The organism is Pseudomonas sp. H2_A10 (assembly GCF_054680085.1).
In genome coordinates, this window is the sequence record NZ_CP162821.1 from 1,001,533 (window position 1) to 1,024,394 (window position 22,862).

Annotated in this window: 22 protein-coding genes and 2 pseudogenes; 13 read left to right on the forward strand and 11 right to left on the reverse strand. The window is 60.4% G+C overall.

The genetic code is table 11. The features are described from left to right. Positions 1 to 53 precede the first annotated feature (53 nt). Both AB4O23_RS04510 and AB4O23_RS04515 read right to left on the reverse strand, forming a co-directional pair. Positions 54 to 953, reverse strand: a complete 900-nt coding sequence (locus AB4O23_RS04510) for a D-hexose-6-phosphate mutarotase (protein ID WP_017528604.1) — start codon at positions 951 to 953, stop codon at positions 54 to 56. A 57-nt stretch (positions 954 to 1,010) separates the two neighbouring features. Then, positions 1,011 to 1,415: an acyl-CoA thioesterase gene (locus AB4O23_RS04515; RefSeq protein WP_003176975.1), complete on the reverse strand. Its 405-nt coding sequence runs from the start codon at positions 1,413 to 1,415 to the stop codon at positions 1,011 to 1,013. Positions 1,416 to 1,824: 409 nt separating this feature from the next. On the opposite strand from AB4O23_RS04515, the gene AB4O23_RS04520 reads away from it, so the two are divergent. The 9 genes and pseudogenes from AB4O23_RS04520 (at position 1,825) to AB4O23_RS04560 (ending at position 12,785) form a co-directional block, all read left to right on the forward strand. Next, positions 1,825 to 3,114, forward strand: coding sequence for an MFS transporter (locus AB4O23_RS04520; RefSeq protein ID WP_460062409.1), 1,290 nt, complete (start codon positions 1,825 to 1,827; stop codon positions 3,112 to 3,114). 256 nt (positions 3,115 to 3,370) lie between these two features. Next, positions 3,371 to 4,360, forward strand: a complete 990-nt coding sequence (locus AB4O23_RS04525; RefSeq protein WP_017528602.1) for a phosphate ABC transporter substrate-binding protein PstS — start codon at positions 3,371 to 3,373, stop codon at positions 4,358 to 4,360. 430 nt (positions 4,361 to 4,790) lie between these two features. Further along, on the forward strand, positions 4,791 to 6,824 hold the full coding sequence (locus tag AB4O23_RS04530; RefSeq protein ID WP_175404221.1) for an ABC transporter permease subunit: 2,034 nt from the start codon (positions 4,791 to 4,793) through the stop codon (positions 6,822 to 6,824). 15 nt (positions 6,825 to 6,839) lie between these two features. Next, complete coding sequence (gene pstA, locus AB4O23_RS04535) at positions 6,840 to 8,510, forward strand: phosphate ABC transporter permease PstA (protein ID WP_017528600.1); 1,671 nt, start codon at positions 6,840 to 6,842, stop codon at positions 8,508 to 8,510. 118 nt (positions 8,511 to 8,628) lie between these two features. Beyond that, positions 8,629 to 9,462 carry a phosphate ABC transporter ATP-binding protein PstB gene (pstB, locus tag AB4O23_RS04540; protein ID WP_017528599.1) on the forward strand — a complete coding sequence of 278 codons (834 nt, stop codon included), beginning with the start codon at positions 8,629 to 8,631 and terminating at the stop codon, positions 9,460 to 9,462. A 70-nt stretch (positions 9,463 to 9,532) separates the two neighbouring features. Next, a complete protein-coding gene (phoU, locus tag AB4O23_RS04545) occupies positions 9,533 to 10,294 on the forward strand; it encodes a phosphate signaling complex protein PhoU (RefSeq protein WP_135196225.1) in 762 nt (253 codons plus the stop codon). A 166-nt stretch (positions 10,295 to 10,460) separates the two neighbouring features. Continuing rightward, complete coding sequence (locus AB4O23_RS04550; protein WP_017528597.1) at positions 10,461 to 11,369, forward strand: response regulator; 909 nt, start codon at positions 10,461 to 10,463, stop codon at positions 11,367 to 11,369. Between the two features lie 388 nt (positions 11,370 to 11,757). Further along, positions 11,758 to 12,058: pseudogene (locus AB4O23_RS04555) on the forward strand (helix-turn-helix domain-containing protein). Positions 12,059 to 12,113: 55 nt separating this feature from the next. Further along, positions 12,114 to 12,785: a M23 family metallopeptidase gene (locus AB4O23_RS04560; protein WP_068936561.1), complete on the forward strand. Its 672-nt coding sequence runs from the start codon at positions 12,114 to 12,116 to the stop codon at positions 12,783 to 12,785. 3 nt (positions 12,786 to 12,788) lie between these two features. Here the strand turns inward: AB4O23_RS04560 and AB4O23_RS04565 are convergent, their stop codons facing one another. The 3 genes from AB4O23_RS04565 to phoB all read right to left on the reverse strand — a co-directional run bounded on the left by AB4O23_RS04565 (position 12,789) and on the right by phoB (position 16,401). Beyond that, positions 12,789 to 14,129, reverse strand: a complete 1,341-nt coding sequence (locus AB4O23_RS04565) for a hemolysin family protein (RefSeq protein ID WP_017528593.1) — start codon at positions 14,127 to 14,129, stop codon at positions 12,789 to 12,791. Positions 14,130 to 14,330: 201 nt separating this feature from the next. After that, positions 14,331 to 15,617, reverse strand: coding sequence for a phosphate regulon sensor histidine kinase PhoR (phoR, locus tag AB4O23_RS04570; protein WP_241665008.1), 1,287 nt, complete (start codon positions 15,615 to 15,617; stop codon positions 14,331 to 14,333). Between the two features lie 94 nt (positions 15,618 to 15,711). Then, the gene (gene phoB / locus AB4O23_RS04575; protein ID WP_003176964.1) at positions 15,712 to 16,401 is read right to left on the reverse strand and encodes a phosphate regulon transcriptional regulator PhoB; all 690 of its coding nucleotides are present in this window, start codon (positions 16,399 to 16,401) and stop codon (positions 15,712 to 15,714) included. Between the two features lie 155 nt (positions 16,402 to 16,556). On the opposite strand from phoB, the gene AB4O23_RS04580 reads away from it, so the two are divergent. Next, positions 16,557 to 16,934: a COG4315 family predicted lipoprotein gene (locus AB4O23_RS04580; protein WP_017528591.1), complete on the forward strand. Its 378-nt coding sequence runs from the start codon at positions 16,557 to 16,559 to the stop codon at positions 16,932 to 16,934. 113 nt (positions 16,935 to 17,047) lie between these two features. Here AB4O23_RS04580 and ubiA read toward each other — a convergent pair whose 3' ends face one another. Beyond that, entirely contained in the window at positions 17,048 to 17,938 is an 891-nt protein-coding gene (gene ubiA / locus AB4O23_RS04585) for a 4-hydroxybenzoate octaprenyltransferase (protein WP_017528590.1), read from the reverse strand. Beyond that, on the reverse strand, positions 17,938 to 18,501 hold the full coding sequence (locus AB4O23_RS04590) for a chorismate--pyruvate lyase family protein (protein ID WP_065879239.1): 564 nt from the start codon (positions 18,499 to 18,501) through the stop codon (positions 17,938 to 17,940). The genes ubiA and AB4O23_RS04590 overlap by 1 nt, the downstream gene beginning before the upstream one ends. A gap of 196 nt (positions 18,502 to 18,697) precedes the next feature. Between AB4O23_RS04590 and AB4O23_RS04595 the strand changes: the two genes are divergently transcribed. The 3 genes from AB4O23_RS04595 to AB4O23_RS04605 all read left to right on the forward strand — a co-directional run bounded on the left by AB4O23_RS04595 (position 18,698) and on the right by AB4O23_RS04605 (position 20,518). Continuing rightward, positions 18,698 to 18,865: a rubredoxin gene (locus tag AB4O23_RS04595; RefSeq protein WP_017528588.1), complete on the forward strand. Its 168-nt coding sequence runs from the start codon at positions 18,698 to 18,700 to the stop codon at positions 18,863 to 18,865. A gap of 37 nt (positions 18,866 to 18,902) precedes the next feature. Further along, the gene (locus tag AB4O23_RS04600) at positions 18,903 to 20,051 is read left to right on the forward strand and encodes an NAD(P)/FAD-dependent oxidoreductase (protein ID WP_065879240.1); all 1,149 of its coding nucleotides are present in this window, start codon (positions 18,903 to 18,905) and stop codon (positions 20,049 to 20,051) included. Positions 20,052 to 20,242: 191 nt separating this feature from the next. Beyond that, entirely contained in the window at positions 20,243 to 20,518 is a 276-nt protein-coding gene (locus AB4O23_RS04605) for an HU family DNA-binding protein (protein ID WP_003176958.1), read from the forward strand. 126 nt (positions 20,519 to 20,644) lie between these two features. Here the strand turns inward: AB4O23_RS04605 and AB4O23_RS04610 are convergent, their stop codons facing one another. From AB4O23_RS04610 to AB4O23_RS04625, 4 genes and pseudogenes are all read right to left on the reverse strand, one after another. Further along, complete coding sequence (locus AB4O23_RS04610) at positions 20,645 to 21,307, reverse strand: hypothetical protein (protein WP_017528586.1); 663 nt, start codon at positions 21,305 to 21,307, stop codon at positions 20,645 to 20,647. A gap of 13 nt (positions 21,308 to 21,320) precedes the next feature. Continuing rightward, positions 21,321 to 21,791 (reverse strand): hypothetical protein, encoded by a 471-nt coding sequence (locus AB4O23_RS04615; RefSeq protein WP_460062421.1) that lies wholly within the window; start codon positions 21,789 to 21,791, stop codon positions 21,321 to 21,323. An 86-nt stretch (positions 21,792 to 21,877) separates the two neighbouring features. Next, positions 21,878 to 22,110 (reverse strand): annotated as a pseudogene (locus AB4O23_RS04620) (hypothetical protein); the annotation flags it as partial. 152 nt (positions 22,111 to 22,262) lie between these two features. Further along, complete coding sequence (locus AB4O23_RS04625; protein WP_017530588.1) at positions 22,263 to 22,862, reverse strand: hypothetical protein; 600 nt, start codon at positions 22,860 to 22,862, stop codon at positions 22,263 to 22,265.

Here is a 22,862-nt window from a genome sequence, read left to right on the forward strand (position 1 = left end):
TTGCGCAAAACAAATGTGGGAGGGGGCTTGCCCTCCCACAGTTAGAACGTTATCTACAGGGCGATCGCGGTGATGCTCACGCCCAGGGTGTGGCTTTCGCCGGGAGCCAAGGCCACCACGTCATCCAGCACATTTGCGGTCTCGATGCACAGCATGCCCTGCCAGCCATCGTCGGCCATGTCGTCAAACGCCTTGGCGCGTTCAGTCCAGGGGTTCCAGATCACGGTCGATTTCGAGCCTTGGCTGGTGAGCTGAATGCGGCGCTGCCACTCCTTATCGACGATGTGCAAAGCAGAGGGCGTATTGAGGTAGATGCGGTCGGTTTCGGCGCTGAAGTGCAGCAGGCCCGATTGCATTTTCTCGCTCCAGCCATCTGCGGTATCGATATACGTCGTGCCGTCCAGCCCCTCGACCTGCACGTTGCGTACGTCGCTCACGGCGAAGTAGGTGTGCAGTGCCTGGCTGAGCGTGACGGTGTCGGCACCACGGTTATGGCTGGTCAGGCGGATATGCAGGTGGCTGTCCAGTAACAAGCTCAACTTCAGGTCGACCTGATGAGGCCATCCGGGGAAGCCGCCGGCCGGGACCGGTAGTTCCAGCTCCACCCGCAGCGCTTGACCTTCAATCTTGGTCTCCACCAGCCTCCACATCGCGGTACGCACGAAACCGTGCGCGCCCGCAGGCTGATCACTTTGGCGCATTGCCTTCACGCTTTGCGGGTTGCGGTCGAACACACCAAACCACGGCCAGCACACCGGTACGCCGGTGCGGATGCCCTTGCCTTTCTTGAACACCGCTTCAGGGTTCGGCCAGATCAGCGGCTGCTCGCCCTCGCGCTGGTAACTGAAGATATGCGCGCCCTGTTGGGCTACCTTCAGTTCGGCACCGTTGTGGTGGATGAGCCAGCAGTCCAACTCGTCGATTTTCACGGTTTCAACGTGAGGCATAGGCATACACAGCACTCTCAATGACAGGCAATGGGGCAATGGACCGTCAAAACCCGGCGAGGTTTAACGCGCGCGCGACGGTACCGAACGTGTACGGCCGCTGCCGTCGATGGCGACGAAGACAAACACCGCCTCGGTCACCTTGCGCCATTCGCTGGACAACGGGTCGTCGCTCCACACTTCGACCATCATCTGGATCGAGCTGCGGCCGATTTCCAGGGCCTGGGTATAAAAGGACAGCTGCGCGCCCACCGCTACCGGTACCAGGAACGCCATGCGATCAATGGCCACGGTCGCCACGCGGCCACCCGCGACTTTGCTGGCCATGGCTGTACCGGCCAAGTCCATCTGCGCCACCAGCCAGCCGCCGAAGATATCGCCAAAGCCGTTGGTTTCACGCGGGAGCGCGGTGATTTGCAGGGCGAGATCGCCTTGCGGGATAGGGTCTTCTTGTTCGAGTTCGATCATGCCGGGGGGCCTCTGACCCGTGACGCTTCATGGGTATTTCAAGTGGATAGCCGTCTTGTAGAAAAACGTTTCAGCACCAACCTACACCGCTCGATGCGTTTCTCGTAAGGCGTACTAAAAAGGGAAGCTCTGCCAAATCGGCTGGATGGCACCCAACGACGTTTTGGCACAGCAGCCCCTCAAGACTGCGGGTTCTGCGCTTGCAAGGGCCGAGTATATCGGGACCCTGGCGCCACGACGACCTTCCGAGGCTCATTTGGTCGGTAAATAGACGCTGTATCGGGGCTTTTGCAAGCAACTGTTCTCCTGGCGCTGTGCTTTTACAAGCGATTTGCTATCTTGCCAAGCCCGCCGCCAATCACGGGCGTGCCGTCTTTATTACGCTGATTACTATAAGAGAAGCCTTGCCATGTCCTCCGTGCCCGCAAGCAGTGCGCAATCGTCGCGCCCGCTGACCCGCAACGACTATAAAACCCTGTCGCTGTCTGCCTTGGGCGGGGCGTTGGAGTTTTATGATTTCATCATTTTCGTGTTTTTCGCCACCGTGGTCGGAAAACTGTTTTTCCCGGCCGACATGCCCGAATGGCTGCGCATGATGCAGACCTTCGGTATCTTCGCCGCCGGTTACCTGGCGCGCCCGCTGGGCGGCATCATCATGGCGCACTTCGGCGACCTTCTGGGCCGCAAGAAGATGTTCACCCTGAGCATCTTCATGATGGCCGTGCCGACCCTGATCATGGGCCTGCTGCCGACCTACGCTCAGATCGGCCTGTGGGCGCCGATCCTGCTGCTGCTGATGCGCGTCATCCAAGGCGCGGCGATTGGCGGCGAAGTACCGGGCGCCTGGGTGTTCGTCTCTGAGCACGTACCGCCGCGCCACATCGGCTACGCCTGCGGCACCCTGACCAGCGGCCTGACCGCCGGGATCCTGCTGGGCTCGCTGGTGGCCACGGCCATCAACACTATTTATAGCCCGCAGCAGGTCTCGGATTACGCCTGGCGCATTCCGTTCCTGCTCGGCGGTGTGTTTGGCCTGCTGTCGGTGTACCTGCGCCGCTGGCTGCATGAAACGCCGATCTTCGCCGAAATGCAGCAGCGCAAGACCCTGGCCGCCGAGTTGCCGTTACGCGCGGTGCTGCGTGACCACCGGGGCGCCATCGTGCTGGCGATGCTACTGACCTGGTTGCTGTCGGCCGGTGTGGTGGTGGTTATCTTGATGACTCCTACCGTGTTGCAAACCGTCTACCACTTCAGCCCGACTGTTGCGCTGCAAGCCAACAGCCTGGCCATCGTCACCCTGAGCCTGGGTTGCATCGCCTCCGGCGCGTTGGCCGACCGTTTTGGGGCCGGCCGCGTACTCACGGCCGGTTGCGCGCTGTTGCTGGCGACGTCCTGGACGCTCTATCACAGCCTTCTGAGCCACCCCGACTGGCTCTTTCCGCTGTACGCGTTGACCGGCCTGTTTGTCGGCACCATCGGCGTAGTGCCGTATGTCATGGTCAAGGCCTTCCCGCCGGTGGTGCGTTTCAGTGGTCTGTCGTTTTCCTACAACGTGGCCTACGCCGTGTTCGGCGGGCTGACGCCGCTCGCGGTGTCGCTGCTGATGAAGGAAAGCGCCATGGGCCCGTCCTACTACGTGGCGGCCCTATGTGTGATGGGGATCGTGGTGGGTGGGTACCTTTGGAAGCGCGGGCGTTAACACTGGCCCGATGCCCCTGTGGAGAGGGAGCAAGTCCCTCTCCGCAATCAAGATGTTCCTTCAATGATTGCAGCGTATTTCTAAATTATCGCGTTACCTGCGCATCAACCCGTGTTTCCTCGCCTTTGCGCGCGCTTCTGTCCTTTCTTCCAATGCTGGCCTTTCATCTAATTGTCATATTCCGGACATAGAGTGTTCACACGGCCTACCGATACTTGGCCCCGATCCAACTATCCCTATCTGCTAGGAGTAAGGCATGAAACTGAAGCGTTTGATGGCGGCAATGACTTTTGTCGCTGCTGGCGTTGCGACTGCCAACGCGGTGGCCGCTGGTGTTGACCCGGCAATCCCGGCTTACGTTAAGACCACCGGTGTGTCCGGCAACTTGTCCAGCGTCGGTTCCGATACCCTGGCTAACCTGATGACCCTGTGGGCTGAGGGTTACAAAAAGGAATACCCGAACGTCAACATCCAGATCCAGGCTGCCGGCTCGGCGACCGCGCCACCTGCGCTGACGGAAGGCACCTCTAACCTGGGCCCGATGAGCCGCAAGATGAAGGACACCGAACTGGCTGCCTTCGAGCAGAAGTACGGCTACAAGCCAACCGCTATCCCGGTTGCCGTGGATGCCCTGGCCGTGTTCGTGCACAAGGACAACCCGATCCAGCACCTGACCATGGAACAAGTCGACGCGATCTTCTCCTCGACTCGCCTGTGCGGTGGCAAAGCTGACGTAAAAACCTGGGGCGACCTGGGTGTGACCGGTGACCTGGCCAACAAGCCTGTGCAATTGTTCGGTCGTAACTCGGTATCCGGCACCTACGGTTACTTCAAAGAAGAAGCCCTGTGCAAAGGCGACTACAAGCCTAACGTGAACGAACAACCTGGCTCGGCTTCGGTCGTGCAGTCGATCAGCTCTTCGCTGAACGGCGTCGGTTACTCGGGCATCGGCTACAAGACTGCAAGCGTGAAGACCGTGGCCCTGGCCAAGAAAGGCAGCACCGACTTCATCGAAGATACCGAAGAGAACGCCCTGAACGGCAAGTACCCGCTGTCGCGCTTCCTCTACGTTTACGTCAACAAAGCCCCGAACAAGCCTCTGGCCCCGCTGGAAGCTGAGTTCGTGAAACTGGTGCTGTCCAAACAGGGCCAGGAAGTTGTCGTGAAAGACGGCTACATCCCGCTGCCAGCCAAAGTGGCCGCCAAGGCCCTGGCTGACCTGGGTTTGAAAGAAGGCGGCAAGTAAGCCACCGGTAGAACCGCCTTGAGCCGGCTATCTGCGCGGGCTCAAGGTCAAGGCGGGTCTGCAGGACCTGGACCTCGCCTCCTAATTTTTCAGTCCGCTGCCAGCCCTGCTACGCGGCGGATTTCTTGCGTCACTGCATTGTCATCTTTCTGTCATACAGGATCGCTAGGGTGTGCGCATGAATGATCTGGCCAATTCCACCATGACGACGACTTCTCCTCCCAAGCGCATTGATTTCAATACGCCTGAGCTGCAACGCAAGCGCCGCATTCGCGCGCTCAAGGACCGCCTGACCCGTTGGTACGTGCTGGTGGGCGGCCTTGCCGTCCTCGGCGCTATCACCCTGATCTTCTTCTTCCTCGCCTACGTGGTCGCGCCGCTGTTCCAAGGGGCCTCGTTGACCAAGGAAGACGCGCTCACCCCGGCCTGGATCCAGGATGCCGGCAAGCCGTTGATGATCTCCCTCGAAGAACAGAACCAGGTCGCCATGCGGGTTTCCGACAAGGGCCAGGCGCTGTTCTTTGACATCGACACCGGCGCCGAACTCAAGCGCGTCGACCTGCCGCTGCCGGCCGGTAGCCGCGTGGCGTCCATCGGGGAAGACCAGCCGGGCAGCCCGCTGGTCATCCTCGGTTTGTCCAATGGCCAGTCGCTGGTGTTCCGCCACACCTACAAGGTGTCCTACCCGGACGGCAAGAAGACCATCACCCCGGCGATTGAATACCCCTACGGTGAAACGCCGATTGTGCTGGATGAGGCCGGTCGTCCGTTGGAGCACGTAGCGCTCAATGCCACCGACACCTCCCTGGTGGTGGCCGGTTCGGCGGGTTCGTACCTGAACGTGCTGACCCTGAGCCGCGAAGAAAACATGATGACTGGTGAAGTCACCAGCGAGCAGAAGCGTGTCGAGCTGCCGCAAATGACCGAGCCGGTAAAGGCGATCTTCATCGACCCGCGCCAGCAGTGGTTGTATGTGGTCAACGGCCGAGCCCTGGCCGACGTATTCAGCCTGCGCGACAAGAGCCTCAACGGTCGCTACAAACTGTTGGAAGACGGCAGCGCTGAAATCACCGCCAGCACCCAGCTGGTGGGCGGTATCTCGCTGATCGTCGGTAACTCCAAAGGTGGCCTGGCCCAATGGTTCATGGCCCGTGACCCGGATGGCGAACAGCGCCTGAAGCAGATTCGCACGTTCCAGATGGGCACTGCGCCAATCGTCGAAATCACCGCTGAAGAGCGCCGCAAAGGCTTCACCGCCCTCGATGCCTCCGGCAAATTCGGCGTGTTTCACAGCACCGCCCACCGCACCTTGCTGGTAGACCCGGTGGTCGATGGCCAGGGCGTGTTCGGCCTGTCGCCACGGGCCAACCGTGTGATCGTGGAAGCCGGTGGCAAGCTGCAACCGCTGCTGCTCGACAACCCGCACCCGGAAGTGTCGTGGAGCGCGCTGTGGAGCAAGGTCTGGTACGAAAACTACGACGAGCCTAAGTACGTCTGGCAGTCGACCGCCGCCAACACCGACTTCGAACCCAAAATGAGCCTGGCCCCGCTGACCTTCGGTACCTTGAAGGCCGCGTTCTACGCCATGCTGCTGGCTGCGCCGCTGGCGGTTGCCGCCGCGATCTACACCGCTTACTTCATGGCTCCGAGCCTGCGCCGCAAGGTCAAGCCGGTGATCGAGCTGATGGAAGCCATGCCGACCGTGATCCTGGGCTTCTTCGCCGGCCTGTTCCTGGCGCCGTATGTGGAAGGGCATTTACCCGGGATATTCAGCCTGCTGATGCTGTTGCCGATTGGCATCCTGGTCGCCGGTTTCGCGTTCAGCCGCCTGCCTGAATCCCTGCGCCTGCGCGTTCCCGATGGCTGGGAAAGTGCGATCCTGATCCCGGTGATCCTGTTTGTGGGCTGGCTTTCGCTGTACATGAGCCCGTACCTGGAAACCTGGTTCTTCGGCGGTGACATGCGCATGTGGATCTCCCACGACCTGGGCATCACCTACGACCAGCGCAACGCCCTGGTCGTGGGCCTGGCCATGGGCTTTGCGGTGATCCCGAACATCTACTCCATCGCCGAAGACGCCGTGTTCAGCGTGCCGCGCGGCCTGACCCTGGGCTCCCTGGCCCTGGGCGCCACGCCGTGGCAGACCATGACTCGCGTGGTGATCCTGACCGCCAGCCCGGGCATCTTCTCCGCGCTGATGATCGGCATGGGCCGCGCCGTGGGCGAGACCATGATCGTGCTGATGGCCACCGGTAACACACCGGTGATGGAGATGAACCTGTTCGAAGGCCTGCGCACTCTGGCGGCCAACGTCGCGGTGGAAATGCCCGAGTCGGAAGTGGGCGGCAGTCATTACCGCGTGCTGTTCCTCTCGGCGCTGGTGCTGCTGCTGTTCACCTTCATCATGAACACCCTCGCCGAGCTGATTCGTCAGCGTCTGCGCAAGAAATACTCGTCGCTTTAAGAAAGGTAGAAGTCTGTGAAACAGAACTCCCTGAATGGATGGTTCAAGAGCGGCGCCCCAGGCGTCTGGATCAGCGGTGGCGCGGTGGCCATCGCGGTCATCATGACTATTGGTTTGCTGGCTGTGATTGCGGTGCGTGGTTTGGGCCACTTCTGGCCGGCTGACCTGATCCAGGCCAACTACAACGTACCGGGCCAGGAAAACCATATCGTCATCGGCGAAGTGGTGCAGAAGGAAGAAGTGCCGCGCGAGCGCCTCAAAAGCGCGGGCCTGCCCGTGCCGGACCAAGGTCCGGAATTCATGACGCGTGAGCTGATCAAGGTCGGCAACCGCGACCTGAACGGCAACGACTTCACATGGATTGTCGGCGAATGGTTGAAGGACCAGACCAAGCCTGTGCAGTTGATGGCCATCGAGCGTCGTGAGTGGGGCAACTTCTACGGCACCCTGGTCAACGTCAAGCAGGATGGCAAGGTCATTGCTGAAGGCGAGGCCGCGTGGCCGGAGCTGCAAGCCCGGGTCGAGCGCGTCAACAAGCTGGCCGCGCAGCTCAAGAGCCTGGAAAAAACCGATATCGGCGCGATCAACGCCGGCCTGGAACGCATCCGCCTGCACGGTCGCAAACTGGAACTGGAAGGCAAGCTCGACGCCGCTGCCCAGGCCGATATGGATGCCGACCGTGCTGAGCTGAACGCGCGCTACCAGGACATCGAAGCACGCCTGGCCGACCTGCACGCCCAGTTCAACCGCGACGCGCTGACCGCCCGTGACGGCAACGGCAAGGAAGTGGAAATCGGCATCGGCAAAGTGGTGCACGCTTACCAGCCGAACGCCATGGGCACGATGACTAAGATCGGCTTCTACTTCAGCAAGGTCTGGGAATTTTTGAGCGATGACCCACGGGAAGCCAACACTGAAGGCGGGATTTTCCCGGCCATCTTCGGCACCGTGATGATGACCCTGATCATGGCGATGATCGTGACACCGTTTGGTGTACTGGCTGCGGTGTATCTGCGTGAATACGCCAAGCAGAACACCCTGACCCGCATCATCCGTATTGCCGTGAACAACCTGGCCGGCGTACCGGCCATCGTCTACGGCGTGTTCGGCCTGGGCTTCTTCGTGTATGTATTGGGTGGCTCGGTTGACCGCCTGTTCTTCGCCGAAGCCCTGCCGGCGCCGACTTTCGGTACCCCGGGCCTGCTCTGGGCGTCGCTGACCCTGGCGCTGCTGGCGGTGCCGGTGGTGATCGTGGCCACCGAAGAAGGCCTGGCGCGGATTCCTCGCACCGTACGTGAAGGTTCGCTGGCGCTGGGCGCGACCAAGGCGGAAACGCTGTGGAAGATCGTGCTGCCGATGGCCAGCCCGGCGATGATGACCGGCATGATCCTCGCCGTGGCCCGTGCCGCCGGTGAAGTGGCGCCGCTGATGCTGGTAGGCGTGGTGAAACTGGCCCCGTCGCTGCCGCTGGACGGCAACTACCCGTACCTGCACCTGGACCAGAAGATCATGCACCTGGGCTTCCATATCTATGACGTCGGCTTCCAGAGCCCCAACGTCGAAGCCGCACGACCGCTGGTCTATGCCACCGCGTTGTTGCTGGTACTGGTGATCGCCACGCTCAACCTGTCGGCGGTGTGGATTCGTAACCACCTGCGCGAAAAATACAAAGCGCTGGACAGTTAATTGGACCCCATGTGGGAGGGAGCAAGCCCCCTCCCGCACGGGGCCGCGTAATACGCAGAATTTGAGTCAACCGCTGCGGCGGTTTCACACAATGAATTGGTAGCACAGGGAGCATCCCATGCAACACGAAACCCATTCCCACGGCATCAACATGTCTGCCCTGGGTCGCGACAAGCAGAGCCTGAGCCTGGCCGAAGAAACCGTGGCCATCGAAGTACCGGGCCTGAGCCTGTACTACGGTGAAAAACAGGCGCTGTTCGACGTCAGCATGAATATCCCCAAGCAGCGCGTGACCGCGTTTATCGGCCCGTCGGGCTGCGGTAAATCCACGCTGCTGCGCACCTTCAACCGCATGAACGACCTGGTGGACGGTTGCCGCGTGGACGGCGCCATCAACCTCTACGGCACTAACATCTACCGTAAGGGCGAAGACGTGGCCGAGCTGCGTCGCCGGGTGGGCATGGTGTTCCAGAAGCCGAACCCGTTCCCCAAGACCATCTACGAAAACGTGGTCTATGGCCTGCGCATCCAGGGCATCAACAAGAAGCGCATTCTCGATGAAGCCGTCGAGTGGGCCCTTAAAGGCGCGGCGCTGTGGGATGAGGTCAAGGACCGCCTGCACGAATCGGCCCTTGGCCTGTCCGGCGGCCAGCAGCAGCGTCTGGTCATCGCCCGTACCATCGCGGTAGAGCCGGAAGTATTGCTGCTCGACGAACCCTGCTCGGCGCTGGACCCGATCTCAACCCTGAAAGTCGAAGAGCTGATCTACGAGCTCAAGTCCAAGTTCACCATCGTCATCGTGACCCACAACATGCAACAAGCAGCGCGGGTTTCCGACTACACCGCGTTCATGTACATGGGCAAACTGGTGGAATTCGGCGATACCGATACCCTGTTCACCAATCCGGCGAAGAAGCAGACCGAAGACTACATCACCGGTCGCTACGGCTAGGAAGCTGTGGTTCTGATTGCACTGACGCTGCGGTTCTCCGCACCTTACCGGACGCTCCAAGGACGCCAACATGATTAGCAAAGAAGGCCTTACCCATCACATCTCCGCGCAGTTCAACGCCGAGCTTGAGGAAGTGCGCAGCCACCTCCTGGCGATGGGCGGGCTGGTGGAGAAGCAAGTCAACGATGCGGTCACCGCGCTGATCGAGGCCGATTCGGGCCTGGCCCAGCAAGTGCGTGAGATCGATGACCAGATCAACCAGATGGAACGCAACATCGACGAAGAATGCCTGCGCATTCTCGCCCGTCGCCAGCCGGCGGCCTCGGATTTGCGTTTGATCATCAGCATCTCCAAGTCGGTGATCGACCTGGAGCGCATCGGCGACGAAGCCACCAAGATCGCCCGCCGCGCCATCCAGCTGTGCGAAGAGGGCGAGGCGCCGCGCGGCTACGTAGAGGTGCGTCACATCGGCGACCAGGTGCGCAACATGGTGCGCGATGCCCTCGACGCGTTTGCGCGCTTCGACGCCGATTTGGCGCTGTCGGTGGCGCAGTACGACAAGGTCATCGACCGCGAGTACAAGACCGCCCTGCGTGAGCTGGCCACCTACATGATGGAAGACCCGCGCTCTATCTCAAGGGTCTTGAGCATTATCTGGGTGCTGCGCTCGCTGGAGCGGATCGGCGACCACGCGCGCAATATCTCGGAACTGGTGATCTACCTGGTGCGCGGCACCGACGTACGGCACATGGGCCTCAAGCGCATGAAGGCTGAAGTTGAAGGTTCGGCCGATCAAACCCCTAATGTTCTGGGCGAACCTGACGATAAGTAAGTTGCCCGAGAAATTAACGCCCGGCCTTTGGTCGGGCGTTTTCGTTTGTGGCACCTTAATTTTTGCGAATCGGGTAAAAGAAATTCCGAACGTGACTGCAGAGTTTTGGCAAAATGCCATCAGTCAGGCGTTTTGCGTGCCGAAGTATTTATAGGATGAAGGGTCGATGAGTAAAGTCAGTGTATTGGTGGTGGATGACGCCTCGTTTATCCGCGACCTGGTGAAGAAGTGCCTGCGCAACTACTTCCCCGGGATCAAGCTTGAAGATGCGGTGAATGGCAAGAAGGCCCAGACCATCCTGATGCGCGAGTCTTTCGACCTGGTGCTGTGCGACTGGGAAATGCCGGAGATGTCCGGCCTGGAGCTGTTGACCTGGTGCCGCGAGCAGCCGCACCTCAAGGCCATGCCGTTCGTGATGGTGACCAGCCGTGGCGACAAAGAGAACGTGGTCCAGGCCATCCAGGCCGGGGTTTCCGGTTACGTCAGCAAGCCGTTCACCAACGAGCAACTGCTGAACAAGGTCAAGCAGGCCCTGCACAAGGTTGGCCGTCTCGACGCGCTGGTCGCCAGCGCACCGACCAAGATGAACTCGGCGTTCGGCAACGATTCCCTGAGCGCCCTGACCGGCGGCAAGCCTGAGGCCGTGCGTTCGGCCCCGGTTGCGGCGGTGGCTTCGGCCCCGAGCAAAGGCCTGCTCAACAGCCCACCGGTTCAAGCGCCAGCTGCCGCGCCGGCTGCCGGCCGTGGTCAGGGCCAGTTGCGCCTGTCCAGCGGCACCCAGCAATGCGTGATCAAGGCATTGAGTATCAAGGAAGCGCTGCTGGTGGTGCGTCGCGGCGACGTGTTGCCCCAGGTACTGGAAAGCGCCGTGCTCGATCTGGAACAAGGCGACAACGCCGAAGTGGCGCGCCTCAACGGCTACCTGCACGCAATCGTCGCCTTCGAACCCAAACCCGACAGCGATTGGCTGCAACTGACCTTCCGGTTTATCGACCAGGACGCGCAGAAACTCGACTACATCTCCCGCCTGATCGCACGGGGCACCGCGCAGAAGCATTTTGTGCCGGGTGCGTAAGCGCCTGAATATCGGAAATCGACCGGCTGTCTGATTCCCCATTTCTGGTTTGATTTATATCTGTTTCGATATAGTCTCTCGATAACGCTTCAGCGTTATCGAGCCTTTGCTATGCCTTGAAACAAACGTCCACCGCTTATGCCCGAACCGTCGATTAGGCTTTTTCTTTCCAGGAAAGGAGAGGCCAATGCCAAGGCACAAGGACGTAGTGTTTTTAGGAAGCTCGCTCAAGGATCTCAAAGCGTTCCCACTCGATGCCCGTAGGGCCGTGGGTTTTCAGTTGGACCTCTTGCAGCAGGGCGAACAGCCTTGTGATTGCAAGCCGATGAGAACCATAGGGCGGGATATCGAACTGGCTCGCGCCAGGTTGCAGGAGATAGGTTAAGCCATGACAAATCAAAACATTCACGGTGAACGTTTCAGCTCCGTCTGGGACGCGTTGGAAGATACCCCTCAGCAAGCCGCCAATATGCGGCTGCGTTCAAAACTGTTGTTGGAACTGTGCAAAACCATCCGCGGCTGGGGGCTTTCTCAAAAAAGAAGCCGCCCACAGACTGGGTATCAGTCAGCCCCGCCTCAACGACGTACTCACCGGCAAGATCGACAAACTTTCGCTGGATGCTTTGGTCAATTTGTCGGCAGCCGCGCAGATGAACGTGGATATTTGTTTTAAGGGGCTGCCAGCATAGAGCTGTCATCCACACTTGCTAACCTGCCGCTCAGTCATTTCGGAAGGTTCACACCATGCTCCTTCGCCTTTTACTGTGCTGCGGGCTGGCCTCGGTCACTACCTCGACCTTGGCCATGACCCTCTACAAATCCACCGACGCCAATGGCGTGGTGTTTTTCAGCGACCGGCACACCCCGGGCGCTCAAGCGTTTGAGCTGCATGAGCGCCGAGTCGAGCGTGTAAGACGACCGGTGCTCGACATGCCAAAACCCCTCTACCGACCGCAAGCCTACCGTTACCCCTTACCCTGGCGCGGCGGCCCGTTCCGCCTGACCCAAGGCCCCAACGGCAGCTTCAGCCACACCGACGCCAAGAGCCGCTACGCCATGGACATTGCCATGCCCGAAGGCACGCCGATCATTGCGGCGCGCAGCGGGGTGGTGGTGAAGGTCGAGAACGAGCAGGCGGGGCGCGGCAATGATGCCTCGGGCAATTTTGTGCGGGTGCAGCACGATGACGGCACCCAAGGCGTGTACCTGCATCTCAAGCAAGGGTCGGTCAGTGTGAGGGCGGGGCAGCGCGTGGCGGTGGGGAGCCCGCTGGCATTATCGGGCAATACCGGCAACAGCAGCGGGCCGCACCTGCACTTTGTGGTGCAGCGGGCCACCGAGGCGGGGTTGGTGTCGATCCCGTATGAGTTCAACCAACCCGTCGGCGCATTGCCCAACTTTGCGTTGGGCAATTGAGGGTCAGTCCAGCAGCAGCACCTTGGCCAGCACGATTTTTGGCCCTTTCATCTTTTTGATGATGATGCGCAGGCCTTCGACTTCCAGCACTTCTTCTTCTTCTGGCACGCGCTTGAGCGTGTCGTAGATCAACCCGGCCAGGGTTTCCGCTTCGATGTGGTCCAGGTCCACACCCAACAGGCGCTCCACCTTGAACAACGGCGTATCGCCGCGTACCAGCAGCTTGCCCGGCTGGTAGGCCAGGACGCCGCGCTCGGCCTTGCGGTGTTCGTCCTGGATATCGCCCACCAACACTTCCAGCACGTCTTCCATGGTCAGGTAGCCGATGATCTTGCCGTCGGCTTCTTCCACCAGGGCGAAGTGCGCGCCGCCCTTACGGAACTGCTCCAGCAACTGCGACAACGGCATATGGCGCGACACACGCTCCAGTGGGCGGGTCAGTTCGGCCAGGTTGAACGACTCGGGGAGGTGGTCCAGGGCTGCCAGTTCCAACAGCAGGTCCTTGATGTGCAGCAGCCCCACGAACTCGTTGCGCACCGCGTCATACACCGGGTAGCGGCTGAATTTGTGGCGGCGGAACAGCGCCAGGATCTCTTTGAGCGGGGCGTTGAAGTCCAGGGTCACCAGGTCTTCCCGGGAGTTGGCCCAATCCACCACTTCCAGCTCGCCCATTTCCACCGCCGAAGCCAGTACGCGCATGCCTTGGTCGCTCGGGTCCTGGCCACGGCTGGAGTGCAGGATCAGCTTGAGTTCTTCACGGCTGTAATGGTGTTCATGGTGCGGGCCGGGCTCGCCTTGGCCGGCGATACGCAAGATAGCGTTGGCACTGGCGTTGAGCAGATAGATCGCCGGGTACATGGCCCAGTAGAACAGGTACAGCGGCACCGCCGTCCACAGCGACAACAGCTCAGGCTTGCGAATGGCCCAGGACTTGGGCGCCAGTTCGCCGACCACGATGTGCAGGTAGGAAATCACGAAGAACGCCGCAAAGAACGACACGCCCTTGATCACTTCCGGCGATTCGACGCCCACGGCGCCCAACAGCGGTTCGAGGATGTGCGCGAAGGCCGGCTCGCCGACCCAGCCCAGGCCCAGGGAGGCGAGGGTGATACCCAGCTGGCAGGCCGACAGGTAGGCGTCGAGCTGGCTGTGGACGGTGCGCAGGATCTGCCCGCGCCAGCCGTTGGTGTGGGCGATGGCTTCGACCCTGGTCGAACGCAGTTTGACCATGGCAAATTCCGCCGCAACGAAAAAGCCGTTGAGCAGTACCAGGATCAGAGCAAAAAGGATCATGCCGAAGTCGGCGAAGAGTGTGGCGAAGGTGATACCAGGGGAAGGGTCCATGATGGGGTTTTGCAGGTTCCGTGTGTCAATAAGGGATGGCGGGTGGGCCTGAAAGGCAGGCGCAAGTCGGCCAATGTAGCCGCTGATGGGGCGCTTGCCTAGTGGTTGCTGCCGGGTGGGGTGTGGAATACACCCTCCAAAACGACACAAATCCACTGTGGGAGGGGCCCCCTCCCACATTGGGTCTTGCGTTGTTTCGAGTTATTCGTCATTCCCGACGAGGCGCGCACGGGTCACCTGCGTCGCCGGGAAATGGCAGGTAAACGTACTGCCATGCCCCAGCACGCTGCTGATTTCCAGGCGCGCGCGGTGGCGCAGCAACACATGCTTGACGATCGCCAGCCCCAGCCCGGTGCCGCCGGTGTTGGAGTTGCGGCTGGAATCGACGCGGTAGAAGCGTTCGGTCAGGCGCGGCAAATGCTTGGCGTCGATACCGATGCCGGAGTCCTGCACGCTCAGGTGCGCGCCTTGAGCGTCGGCCCACCAGCGGATGCGGATAGTGCCCTTGTCCTGGGTGTATTTCACGGCATTGAACACCAGGTTGGAGAACGCACTGCGCAATTCACCCTCACTGCCCTTGAGCATCACTGCCGGGTCGGCCTCCAGGCTGATCTGTTGCCCGCGCTCGCCGGACAGGGCCTTGGCGTCATTCTTGATGGTCTGCAACAGGCTTTGCACGGCCACCGGTTGGTTGTCCGACGGGTAATCCGTGGCTTCCAGCTTGGCCAGCAACAGCAGGTCGTTGAGCAGGGTCTGCATGCGCGAACCTTGTTGCTGCATCTGTTGCAGGGCACGGCTCCAGCGCGGGTTGATCTCGTCAACGTTATCCAACAGGGTCTCCAGGTAACCGCAGATCACCGTCAATGGCGTGCGCAGCTCGTGGGAAACGTTGGCGACGAAGTCTTTGCGCATCTGTTCCAACTGGTGGATGCGGGTCACGTCGCGCACCAGCATCAGGTGCTCGTTGTTGCCGTAGCGCGTCAGGTAGAGCTGGATGCGCACGCGGTCATTGGTCGGCGAGGGGATCTCCAGGGCTTCTTCGTAGTTGTCTTGCTCGAAGTACTCCTTGAAGCGCGGGTGGCGTACCAGGTTGGTCACGGGTTGGCCGCTGTCCTGGGGCGTCTTGAGGCCCAGCAGGGTTTCGGCCGCGCGGTTCCACCATTCCAGGTTGCCGTCGCTGTCGAGCATGATCACTGCGTCCTTGAGCGCAGCGGTCGACTCCTGCACCCGATCGATCACCGCTTGCAGGCGCCCGCGCACACGTTGGTCGCGGCGTTGCAGATGGTAGATGCTGTCGAACACCTCGCCCCACAGGCCGTAGCCGTCGGGTGGCGCTTCGTCGGGTTTGTGCTGGCGCAGCCATTCATGCAGGCGCAACAGTTGCTTGAGGGTCCAGCCCAGGTACAGGCCGATGCCGATAGCCAGGCTCCACCCGTAGTAGCCACTGATCAACCCCACCAACAGGCAGCCAGTAATCAACAAAAGCATGTGACGGATCAGGGTGCCATGCCAGTTCTGGTTCACTTGAACATGCGTCCTTGTCAGCTGTTAAGTCAGGCTCTTGAGTCACGAAGCGACGGGCTCAGCCCTTGGTGGAAAAGCGATAGCCGGTGCCGCGCACGGTTTGTACCAGATTCTCATAGGCATCGCCCAAGGCTTTGCGCAGGCGGCGGATATGCACGTCCACGGTGCGCTCTTCCACGTACACGTTGCCGCCCCACACCTGGTCCAGCAACTGGCCACGGGTGTAGGCGCGCTCCTGGTGGGTCATGAAGAACTGCAGCAGGCGGTATTCGGTAGGGCCCATCTCGGCAGGTTTGCCGTCGATGGTCACGCGGTGGCTGATCGGGTCCAGCAACAGGCCGCCGACTTCGATCGGCGCTTCGCCATCCGTCGGGCCGGCACGGCGCAGTACGGCTTTGAGGCGCGCGACCAGCTCGCGTGGAGAAAAGGGCTTGGTGATGTAGTCATCGGCGCCCACTTCCAGGCCCTGGATCTTGTTGTCCTCTTCGCCCTTGGCGGTGAGCATGATGATCGGAATGTCCCCGGTCAGCTCGTCGCGCTTGAGGCGGCGGGCCAGTTCGATGCCGGAGGTGCCGGGCAGCATCCAGTCGAGCAGGATCAGGTCCGGCTTGCGGTCGACGATAATGGCATGGGCCTGCTGGGAGTTCTCCGCCTCCAGGCAGTCGTAGCCGGCCATTTCCAACGCAACGGCGATCATCTCGCGAATGGGCGCTTCGTCGTCAACAATCAGAATGCTCCTGCCAACCATGCTCAAAAATCCTCTTGTCATTTAACTGTCTTGCGCCGCATTAGATAACGGAATTATTGCAGTCGTGTGACAGTAATTTAGTCGCTCGGGCAATTCACGGCACTCTGGACTACCCTTTGGGTCCGAATCCTGACAACCACAAAAGGAAGGTTCCGATGACTTACAGCACTGTTTCCTGGAAAGCCCTGCTGCTATCGGCGGTGATGACACTGCCAGGCCTGGCGTTTGCTGCAGAGCCGGCGATGACTAAAGAGGGGATGTTGGTGGATCACAAGGGCATGACGCTCTATACCTTCGACAAAGATGCCGACGGCAAGTCGGCGTGCAAGGACCAATGCGCGACCAACTGGCCACCGCTGAAGGCTGAATCCACAGATACAAAGACGGGCGATTGGACGGTTATTACACGTGATGACCAGACCAGCCAGTGGGCTTACAAAGGCAAGCCGGTGTACACCTACAAGGACGACAAGAAGGCCGGTGACAAGACCGGTGACGGCAAGGGTGGGGTTTGGCACATCATCAAGCCATAAGCCTGCGGCGCCGCTGAAAGCATCGGGGGGCAAGCCCCCTCCCACATTTGAAATGCGTTCCTCTGTGGGAGGGGGCTTGCCCCCGATGAGGTCCGACCAGGCACTGCAAAACCTCAGCGAACCGCGTAATCCACCACAATCCCGACAAAAATCGCCAACCCCGCCCAGTGGTTGTGTAAAAACGCCTTGAAGCACTTCATGCGGTCCCTGTCGCGGGTATACCAGAACTCCCACGCAAAACAGCCCGCCGCCGCCAGCAGCCCCAGGTGGAACCAGCCGCCCAGCTCAAACCGCACGCCCGCCAGCAACAGGCACACCAGCGCCAGGCCCTGCAACGTGAGGATGATCACCCGGTCGGCATCGCCGAACAGAATTGCGGTGGATTTCACGCCGATCTTCAAGTCGTCGTCGCGGTCGGTCATGGCGTAATAAGTGTCATAACCCACCGTCCACAACAGGTTGGCGATGTACAACAGCCATGCGGTGGCCGGCAGATCACCGGTTTGGGCGGTAAACGCCATCGGCATGCCCCAGGAAAACGCTGCGCCCAGCACCACCTGCGGGTAATAGGTGTAGCGCTTCATGAACGGGTAGCTTGCCGCTAGCGCCAGGCCGCCAAGGGACAGCAGGATGGTGGTGGCGTTGGTGAGCAATACCAGCAGGAAACTGATGCCCATCAGCAGCGCAAAGAACACCAGCGCCTCTTTTGAACTGATCTTGCCGCTGGCCAACGGGCGTTGTGCCGTGCGCTTTACATGGCCGTCGACCTTGCGATCGGCCCAGTCGTTGATCACGCAGCCGCCGGCCCGGGTGAGTATCACGCCCAGCACGAAAATCACGATATTAGCCAGCGACGGCGAGCCCTTGCCGGCAATCCACAGCGCCCACAGCGTAGGCCACAGCAACAGGTAAATGCCGATGGGCTTGTCCATGCGTGTCAACTGAATAAAGTCCCAGGCCCTGGGGTTCAAGCGGTTCAAGGACTTGAGCAAGCGTTGATACATCAGCAGTTCTCCGGATGGTCATGCAGCGCCTGCCAGAAGCCCGGCAGGAAGATCTCCGCCACCAGCACGCTCAGCCCCCCACGGTCGAAGCGCGAGCGGCGGGCCCATAGTTCGTCGGCCTGGTCGGCGGTCGGCAGCCAATGCCGGGGATAACGGCACACTTCGATCGCCCGCCGGGTGAATGCGCGGTCGCAGAACAGCAACTCCCCCAGCGAACGGCTGCCCAGTTCGTCCATATGCAAGCCGTCGCCCTGCAAGGCACTGCGTGATGCGACGCTTCGGGCAAATACCCACGGCTGGCCATGCCCGCGCAAATACACTTCGCGTACCCAGCCTACCGTGGCCGGGGCAAGCTCAAGGGCGGCACACTCATCGTCCCGCAGCGGCTGCCAGCCTTCGAACAGTGGCGTCACGCTGAAGCCATCGTTTGACAGCCGCGTCAGCCGTCGCGTCAGCGAGCCTTCATCGAACAGCCAGGCAAGGGCCAAAGGCGCGGGAAGAGGGCTCAGACGGCTCTGGGTCAGCCATCGGCAAGCATCGGGAAGGGCGATTGAATGCGGCACGGTGAGTCAGTATGGGCGGCAAAAGAGGCGGCGAGCTTACCATGGCACCTTGGACTTTTGCCGGGCAGAACCGGCGCCTTGCGTCGATCAGGCTTGCATCTGGCGCCCCCGATCAGTACAAAACGCCCTGAGCCGTGCGGCAACGCTGGATCCATCGACCGCCGGCCAATCTGCCTGGACCCTGAGGAAGCAAGTAATGAAGAAGTGGCAATGTATCGTCTGTGGCCTTATTTACAACGAAGCAGACGGCTGGCCGGATGACGGAATTGCGCCAGGCACGCGCTGGGAAGATGTGCCGGCCGACTGGCTGTGCCCAGACTGCGGCGTGGGCAAGATGGATTTCGAAATGATCGAAATCGGCTGATCTGAACATTTGAGAAACGTACTACAAGGAGAATGGAATGAACGCACCTGTCGTGATCATCGGCACAGGACTGGCCGGTTACAACGTGGCCCGGGAGTTTCGCAAGCTCGACAGCGAAACCCCCTTGCTGCTGATCACCGCGGATGACGGGCGTTCCTACTCCAAGCCCATGCTCTCCACCGGCTTTGGCAAAAACAAGGAAGCCGACGGCCTGAGCATGGCTGAACCGGGCGCCATGGCCGAGCAGCTCAAGGCCCAAGTGCGCACCCACACGCGTGTCAGCGGCATTGACCCAGGCCACAAGCGCCTGTGGATCGGCGAGGAGGCGGTGGCTTACCGCGACCTGGTCCTGGCCTGGGGCGCCCAGACCGTACAGGTGCCCGTCGAGGGCGATGCGGCTGAACTGATTTTCCCGATCAACGACCTCGAAGACTACGCGCGCTTTCGCACCGCCGCAGCCGGCAAGCGCCGGGTGCTGCTGCTCGGCGCCGGCCTGATCGGCTGTGAATTCGCCAACGACCTGATGCTTGGCGGCTATGAAGTCGACCTGGTTGCACCCTGCGAGCAAGTCATGCCGACCCTGCTGCACCCGGCGGCGGCCGCGGCCGTGCAGGCCGGGCTGGAAAGCCTGGGCGCGCGTTTCCACCTAGGGCCGGTGCTCAACCGTCTGCAACGCACGGCAAACGGGCTTGAAGCCCATCTTTCGGGCGGTAAAGTGATCCCCTGCGACCTGGTGGTCTCGGCCATCGGCCTGCGCCCGCGCACCGACCTGGCCGCCGCCGCCGGCCTGCAAACCAACCGCGGCATCATGGTGGACCGCCACCTCAAGACCTCCCACGCCAATATCTACGCCCTGGGCGACTGCGCCGAGGTCGACGGCTTGAACCTGCTGTATGTCATGCCCCTGATGACCTGCGCCCGCGCCCTGGCCCAGACCCTGGCCGGCAACGCCACCGCCGTCAGCTACGGCCCCATGCCCGTCACCGTGAAAACCCCGGCCTGCCCGCTGGTGGTCTCGCCCCCGCCACGCGGCACCGAGGGTGTATGGAGCGTCGAAGGCCAAGGCGCCGACATCAAGGCCCTGTGCCGCGACGCCAGTGGCCGCTTGCTGGGTTATGCGCTGACCGGCGCGGCCGTGATGGAAAAACTGGCACTCAATAAAGAACTTCCGCCGTTGTTGGCGTAAATACCGGTCGTTCTGTCGGAATAAGCATGTTTTTCACCTCAGAAAGGTCGCCGCGAGACTGGCGCGGCGTCCGGCGGCATGCCATCCTCATTCCCGTCTGCCGCAGAGTAGAGCCTGCGGCGCTTTGGGCGCCGCTCCGTCAGAGAGTGGCACGGACATAACAACAAAAAACCGTCAAAGAGGCTTCACATATGCGTAAACCAGAACTCGCAGCCGCCATCGCTGAAAAAGCGGATCTCACCAAAGAGCAGGCCAACCGCGTCCTCAACGCCGTTCTTGAAGAAATCACCGGCGCCCTGCACCGCAAGGACAGCGTCACCCTGGTAGGTTTCGGCACCTTCCTGCAACGCCACCGCGGCGCCCGCACTGGCAAAAACCCGCAAACCGGTGAGCCAGTGAAAATCAAGGCGAGCAATACGGTTGCGTTCAAGCCGGGTAAATCGCTGAAAGATACCGTTAACGCGTAACGCGCAGTACCGTCTCGAAGGGAGGCGGGGCGGTAAAGAAGATGGGCACGCCGATTGGGTCGGGTGCCCTTTTTTGTTGGGTACTGATGCGTATGCCGGATTAAGCCAGCCCGCCTAATCGCATTCTCAGGTGAATTGAACTAGGAAATAGCCGCCCACATCCCCTTCCTTCAGCTTTTTCGCTCGATTATCGGCGAACACATAGCCGATACCTCCACCGAATATTCCTTCGTGACTAGGGCTGATTTTTGCAATGTCGGCGTCGGTGAGTTGAGCCAAGAAATAGTAGCGAGGGCTTTCATACAAAGGGTCTTGCAACCATGCGGGGCGCCCAAGGGCCTTGCTGATACTCGCGCCACTGTCCAGGTCTTCCAATTCTTCCTCCATTTGTTCGGGAGTGAACGGTTGCTGGGCAATATACGTTCGCGGGATTGGATCAACCAACGCAGCGGGTGTGAGTTCGGAAGTCGCCAGTGCGTGAAGCAGAACTTGACTATGGCCAAGTTGGAGCTTTTCCATCTCGCTTTGTTGATGAACAGTCAACTTTCGTACAGACGATCGTGTGTACGTTTCGTCAGTTCGCTCAACGGAGACGAACACAGTAAGCGCCATCCCGGAGGGTATGAATGGGACGTCCAAGAACGTTGAGGTCATCGTAATCACCGGCAGCATAAGCTGACCGGTCTGCGGGTCTTTAGGCCACAACTCAAGGTCTGTAAGCCACGCACCTCCGCCTATTTGTCCAAGGTTATGGTCTTGCCCTGAGAGGATAATTTGATTGATACCCATAGCCGGTGATCCTTTAGAAACAACCTTTTCGTTTGGCGAATGACGTGGCAGAGCGCCTCGCCGTCCTGGCTTGTTGTTGCGTGATGATGCCGGTTTTGACCAGTGAGTTGTGTATGGCTTGGGACATGAGGCGAATCTCCAGCTTCCCGCGCTTAAGCATTTGATTGGGTCCCATCCCACGAGCGCGCCGCAAACGATTCTCCTCGGCATGCACCATGGCTGGTCTGGCTATGCCGATGCTCTTGCCGCAGGCGCAAGCCCTGCCAATCAAAGCGGGTTTCACCCAACGGATAACCGTTGCTGTCATGTTCGGTTTTAGCGATGCGCCGACCACGTCGTAGTGGTGGTGCAGGCCGCCCGCCGAGCTCTGTTCGGTGAGCAACTGGCCAAGGGCGTCGCGCTCCAGCCGATGGACGATGGGCGCGGGCGGTATCTCGGGAACGACGGCCAAACCACTGCCATACGGGGCCGGAACAGCGGTCACCGCAATCACATTGTCCAGCGGATCGTAGCGGTAGCGCTTGGCGCTGCCATCCAGGTCTTGCTGCTCGGTCAGCCGATCCCCTGCATCCCACGCAAACTCATGGCCAGGCCGACAACCGTGCCCACCACGGCGCCCAGCAGGAAACAACCGAGCCCGCCAGTGGCCACGGTAATCCCGGTGGCGGCAACCACCGCCGCAGTCGCCACTGCCGTTATCGCGATGTTAGTCGCCACTTCCAGCACACCGCCGGGATGTCGGCCATCATCGAAGTATGGGAGAGCGCATCGCCCATGCGGGCGGCCCAGAGTGCGTCAGACATGCGTGGTGCTCAGGGATGTGCCGATTCTATTGAGACTTTCCATAGTCAATCAGCTGCCATCGTGTGGTTAAGGCATGCTCATCAACGTTGTTTTCATGCGCGAATCTTCAAGGCAATCGACAGGCCGTACATTGTCTTTGGAACAACCTTTCTTAGCCGTAGAAGTAATCGAAGAAGCGTTCGAAGTTTTCCTCACCTAGCAACGGGCTCACTTCCTTGGTCAGCAATTTTACAAACTTGGGGGAAAGCTCGTCGTCATCGTTGTAAATGTCAAAAATGTCGAATTTTCCATGAACAATTTCGATAGTTTTGGCGAATGCCAGGAGGAAATCAGCGAGGGAATCGGCAATCTTGAACGGCTTGACGACATCGTAGCTCGCCCACACTGGAGTCCCGGCAGTATCCGTGACGGCGATAACCGGTTTTCCGCCGCCAATGTCATCCATGAAAACCAGATACTGAGCAGGCCAATTCCCATTTACCTGGGTCTTGTTCGAATCGCCGTCCCATTTATAGCCAACTTGGCCGTCTTCCAAAGTGCTCAAGTTGAAGAAGCAGATCGGCGTCAAACCGGTTTCAACTTCAACATCAACTGGCTCACAGTTATCGTAGAAATAGTCGGTTTCTGCCGAGCGCGGTAACGTCTGCGGCCATTTTGCGTTGGCATGGCTGCTTTTTTCGAAGCTACCTTCGATATCGAATTTTTTGTGGACGCGGCGCAACTCTTTAAATGCGTTGTCAAGGGCGCTCAT

Excerpts from the sequence above, each read along its gene's own strand:
- AB4O23_RS04520 (WP_460062409.1), top strand. The coding sequence starts at position 1,825 with ATGTCCTCCGTGCCCGCAAGCAGTGCGCAATCGTCGCGCCCGCTGACC.
- AB4O23_RS04580 (WP_017528591.1), top strand. The coding sequence starts at position 16,557 with ATGACTTACAGCACTGTTTCCTGGAAAGCCCTGCTGCTATCGGCGGTG.
- AB4O23_RS04610 (WP_017528586.1), bottom strand. The coding sequence starts at position 21,307 with ATGGGTATCAATCAAATTATCCTCTCAGGGCAAGACCATAACCTTGGA.
- AB4O23_RS04600 (WP_065879240.1), top strand. The coding sequence starts at position 18,903 with ATGAACGCACCTGTCGTGATCATCGGCACAGGACTGGCCGGTTACAAC.
- AB4O23_RS04510 (WP_017528604.1), bottom strand. The coding sequence starts at position 953 with ATGCCTATGCCTCACGTTGAAACCGTGAAAATCGACGAGTTGGACTGC.
- pstB (WP_017528599.1), top strand. The coding sequence starts at position 8,629 with ATGCAACACGAAACCCATTCCCACGGCATCAACATGTCTGCCCTGGGT.
- ubiA (WP_017528590.1), bottom strand. The coding sequence starts at position 17,938 with ATGTATCAACGCTTGCTCAAGTCCTTGAACCGCTTGAACCCCAGGGCC.
- phoU (WP_135196225.1), top strand. The coding sequence starts at position 9,533 with ATGATTAGCAAAGAAGGCCTTACCCATCACATCTCCGCGCAGTTCAAC.
- AB4O23_RS04605 (WP_003176958.1), top strand. The coding sequence starts at position 20,243 with ATGCGTAAACCAGAACTCGCAGCCGCCATCGCTGAAAAAGCGGATCTC.
- phoB (WP_003176964.1), bottom strand. The coding sequence starts at position 16,401 with ATGGTTGGCAGGAGCATTCTGATTGTTGACGACGAAGCGCCCATTCGC.
- phoR (WP_241665008.1), bottom strand. The coding sequence starts at position 15,617 with ATGCTTTTGTTGATTACTGGCTGCCTGTTGGTGGGGTTGATCAGTGGC.
- AB4O23_RS04525 (WP_017528602.1), top strand. The coding sequence starts at position 3,371 with ATGAAACTGAAGCGTTTGATGGCGGCAATGACTTTTGTCGCTGCTGGC.
- AB4O23_RS04515 (WP_003176975.1), bottom strand. The coding sequence starts at position 1,415 with ATGATCGAACTCGAACAAGAAGACCCTATCCCGCAAGGCGATCTCGCC.
- AB4O23_RS04595 (WP_017528588.1), top strand. The coding sequence starts at position 18,698 with ATGAAGAAGTGGCAATGTATCGTCTGTGGCCTTATTTACAACGAAGCA.
- AB4O23_RS04560 (WP_068936561.1), top strand. The coding sequence starts at position 12,114 with ATGCTCCTTCGCCTTTTACTGTGCTGCGGGCTGGCCTCGGTCACTACC.
- AB4O23_RS04550 (WP_017528597.1), top strand. The coding sequence starts at position 10,461 with ATGAGTAAAGTCAGTGTATTGGTGGTGGATGACGCCTCGTTTATCCGC.
- AB4O23_RS04565 (WP_017528593.1), bottom strand. The coding sequence starts at position 14,129 with ATGGACCCTTCCCCTGGTATCACCTTCGCCACACTCTTCGCCGACTTC.
- AB4O23_RS04625 (WP_017530588.1), bottom strand. The coding sequence starts at position 22,862 with ATGAGCGCCCTTGACAACGCATTTAAAGAGTTGCGCCGCGTCCACAAA.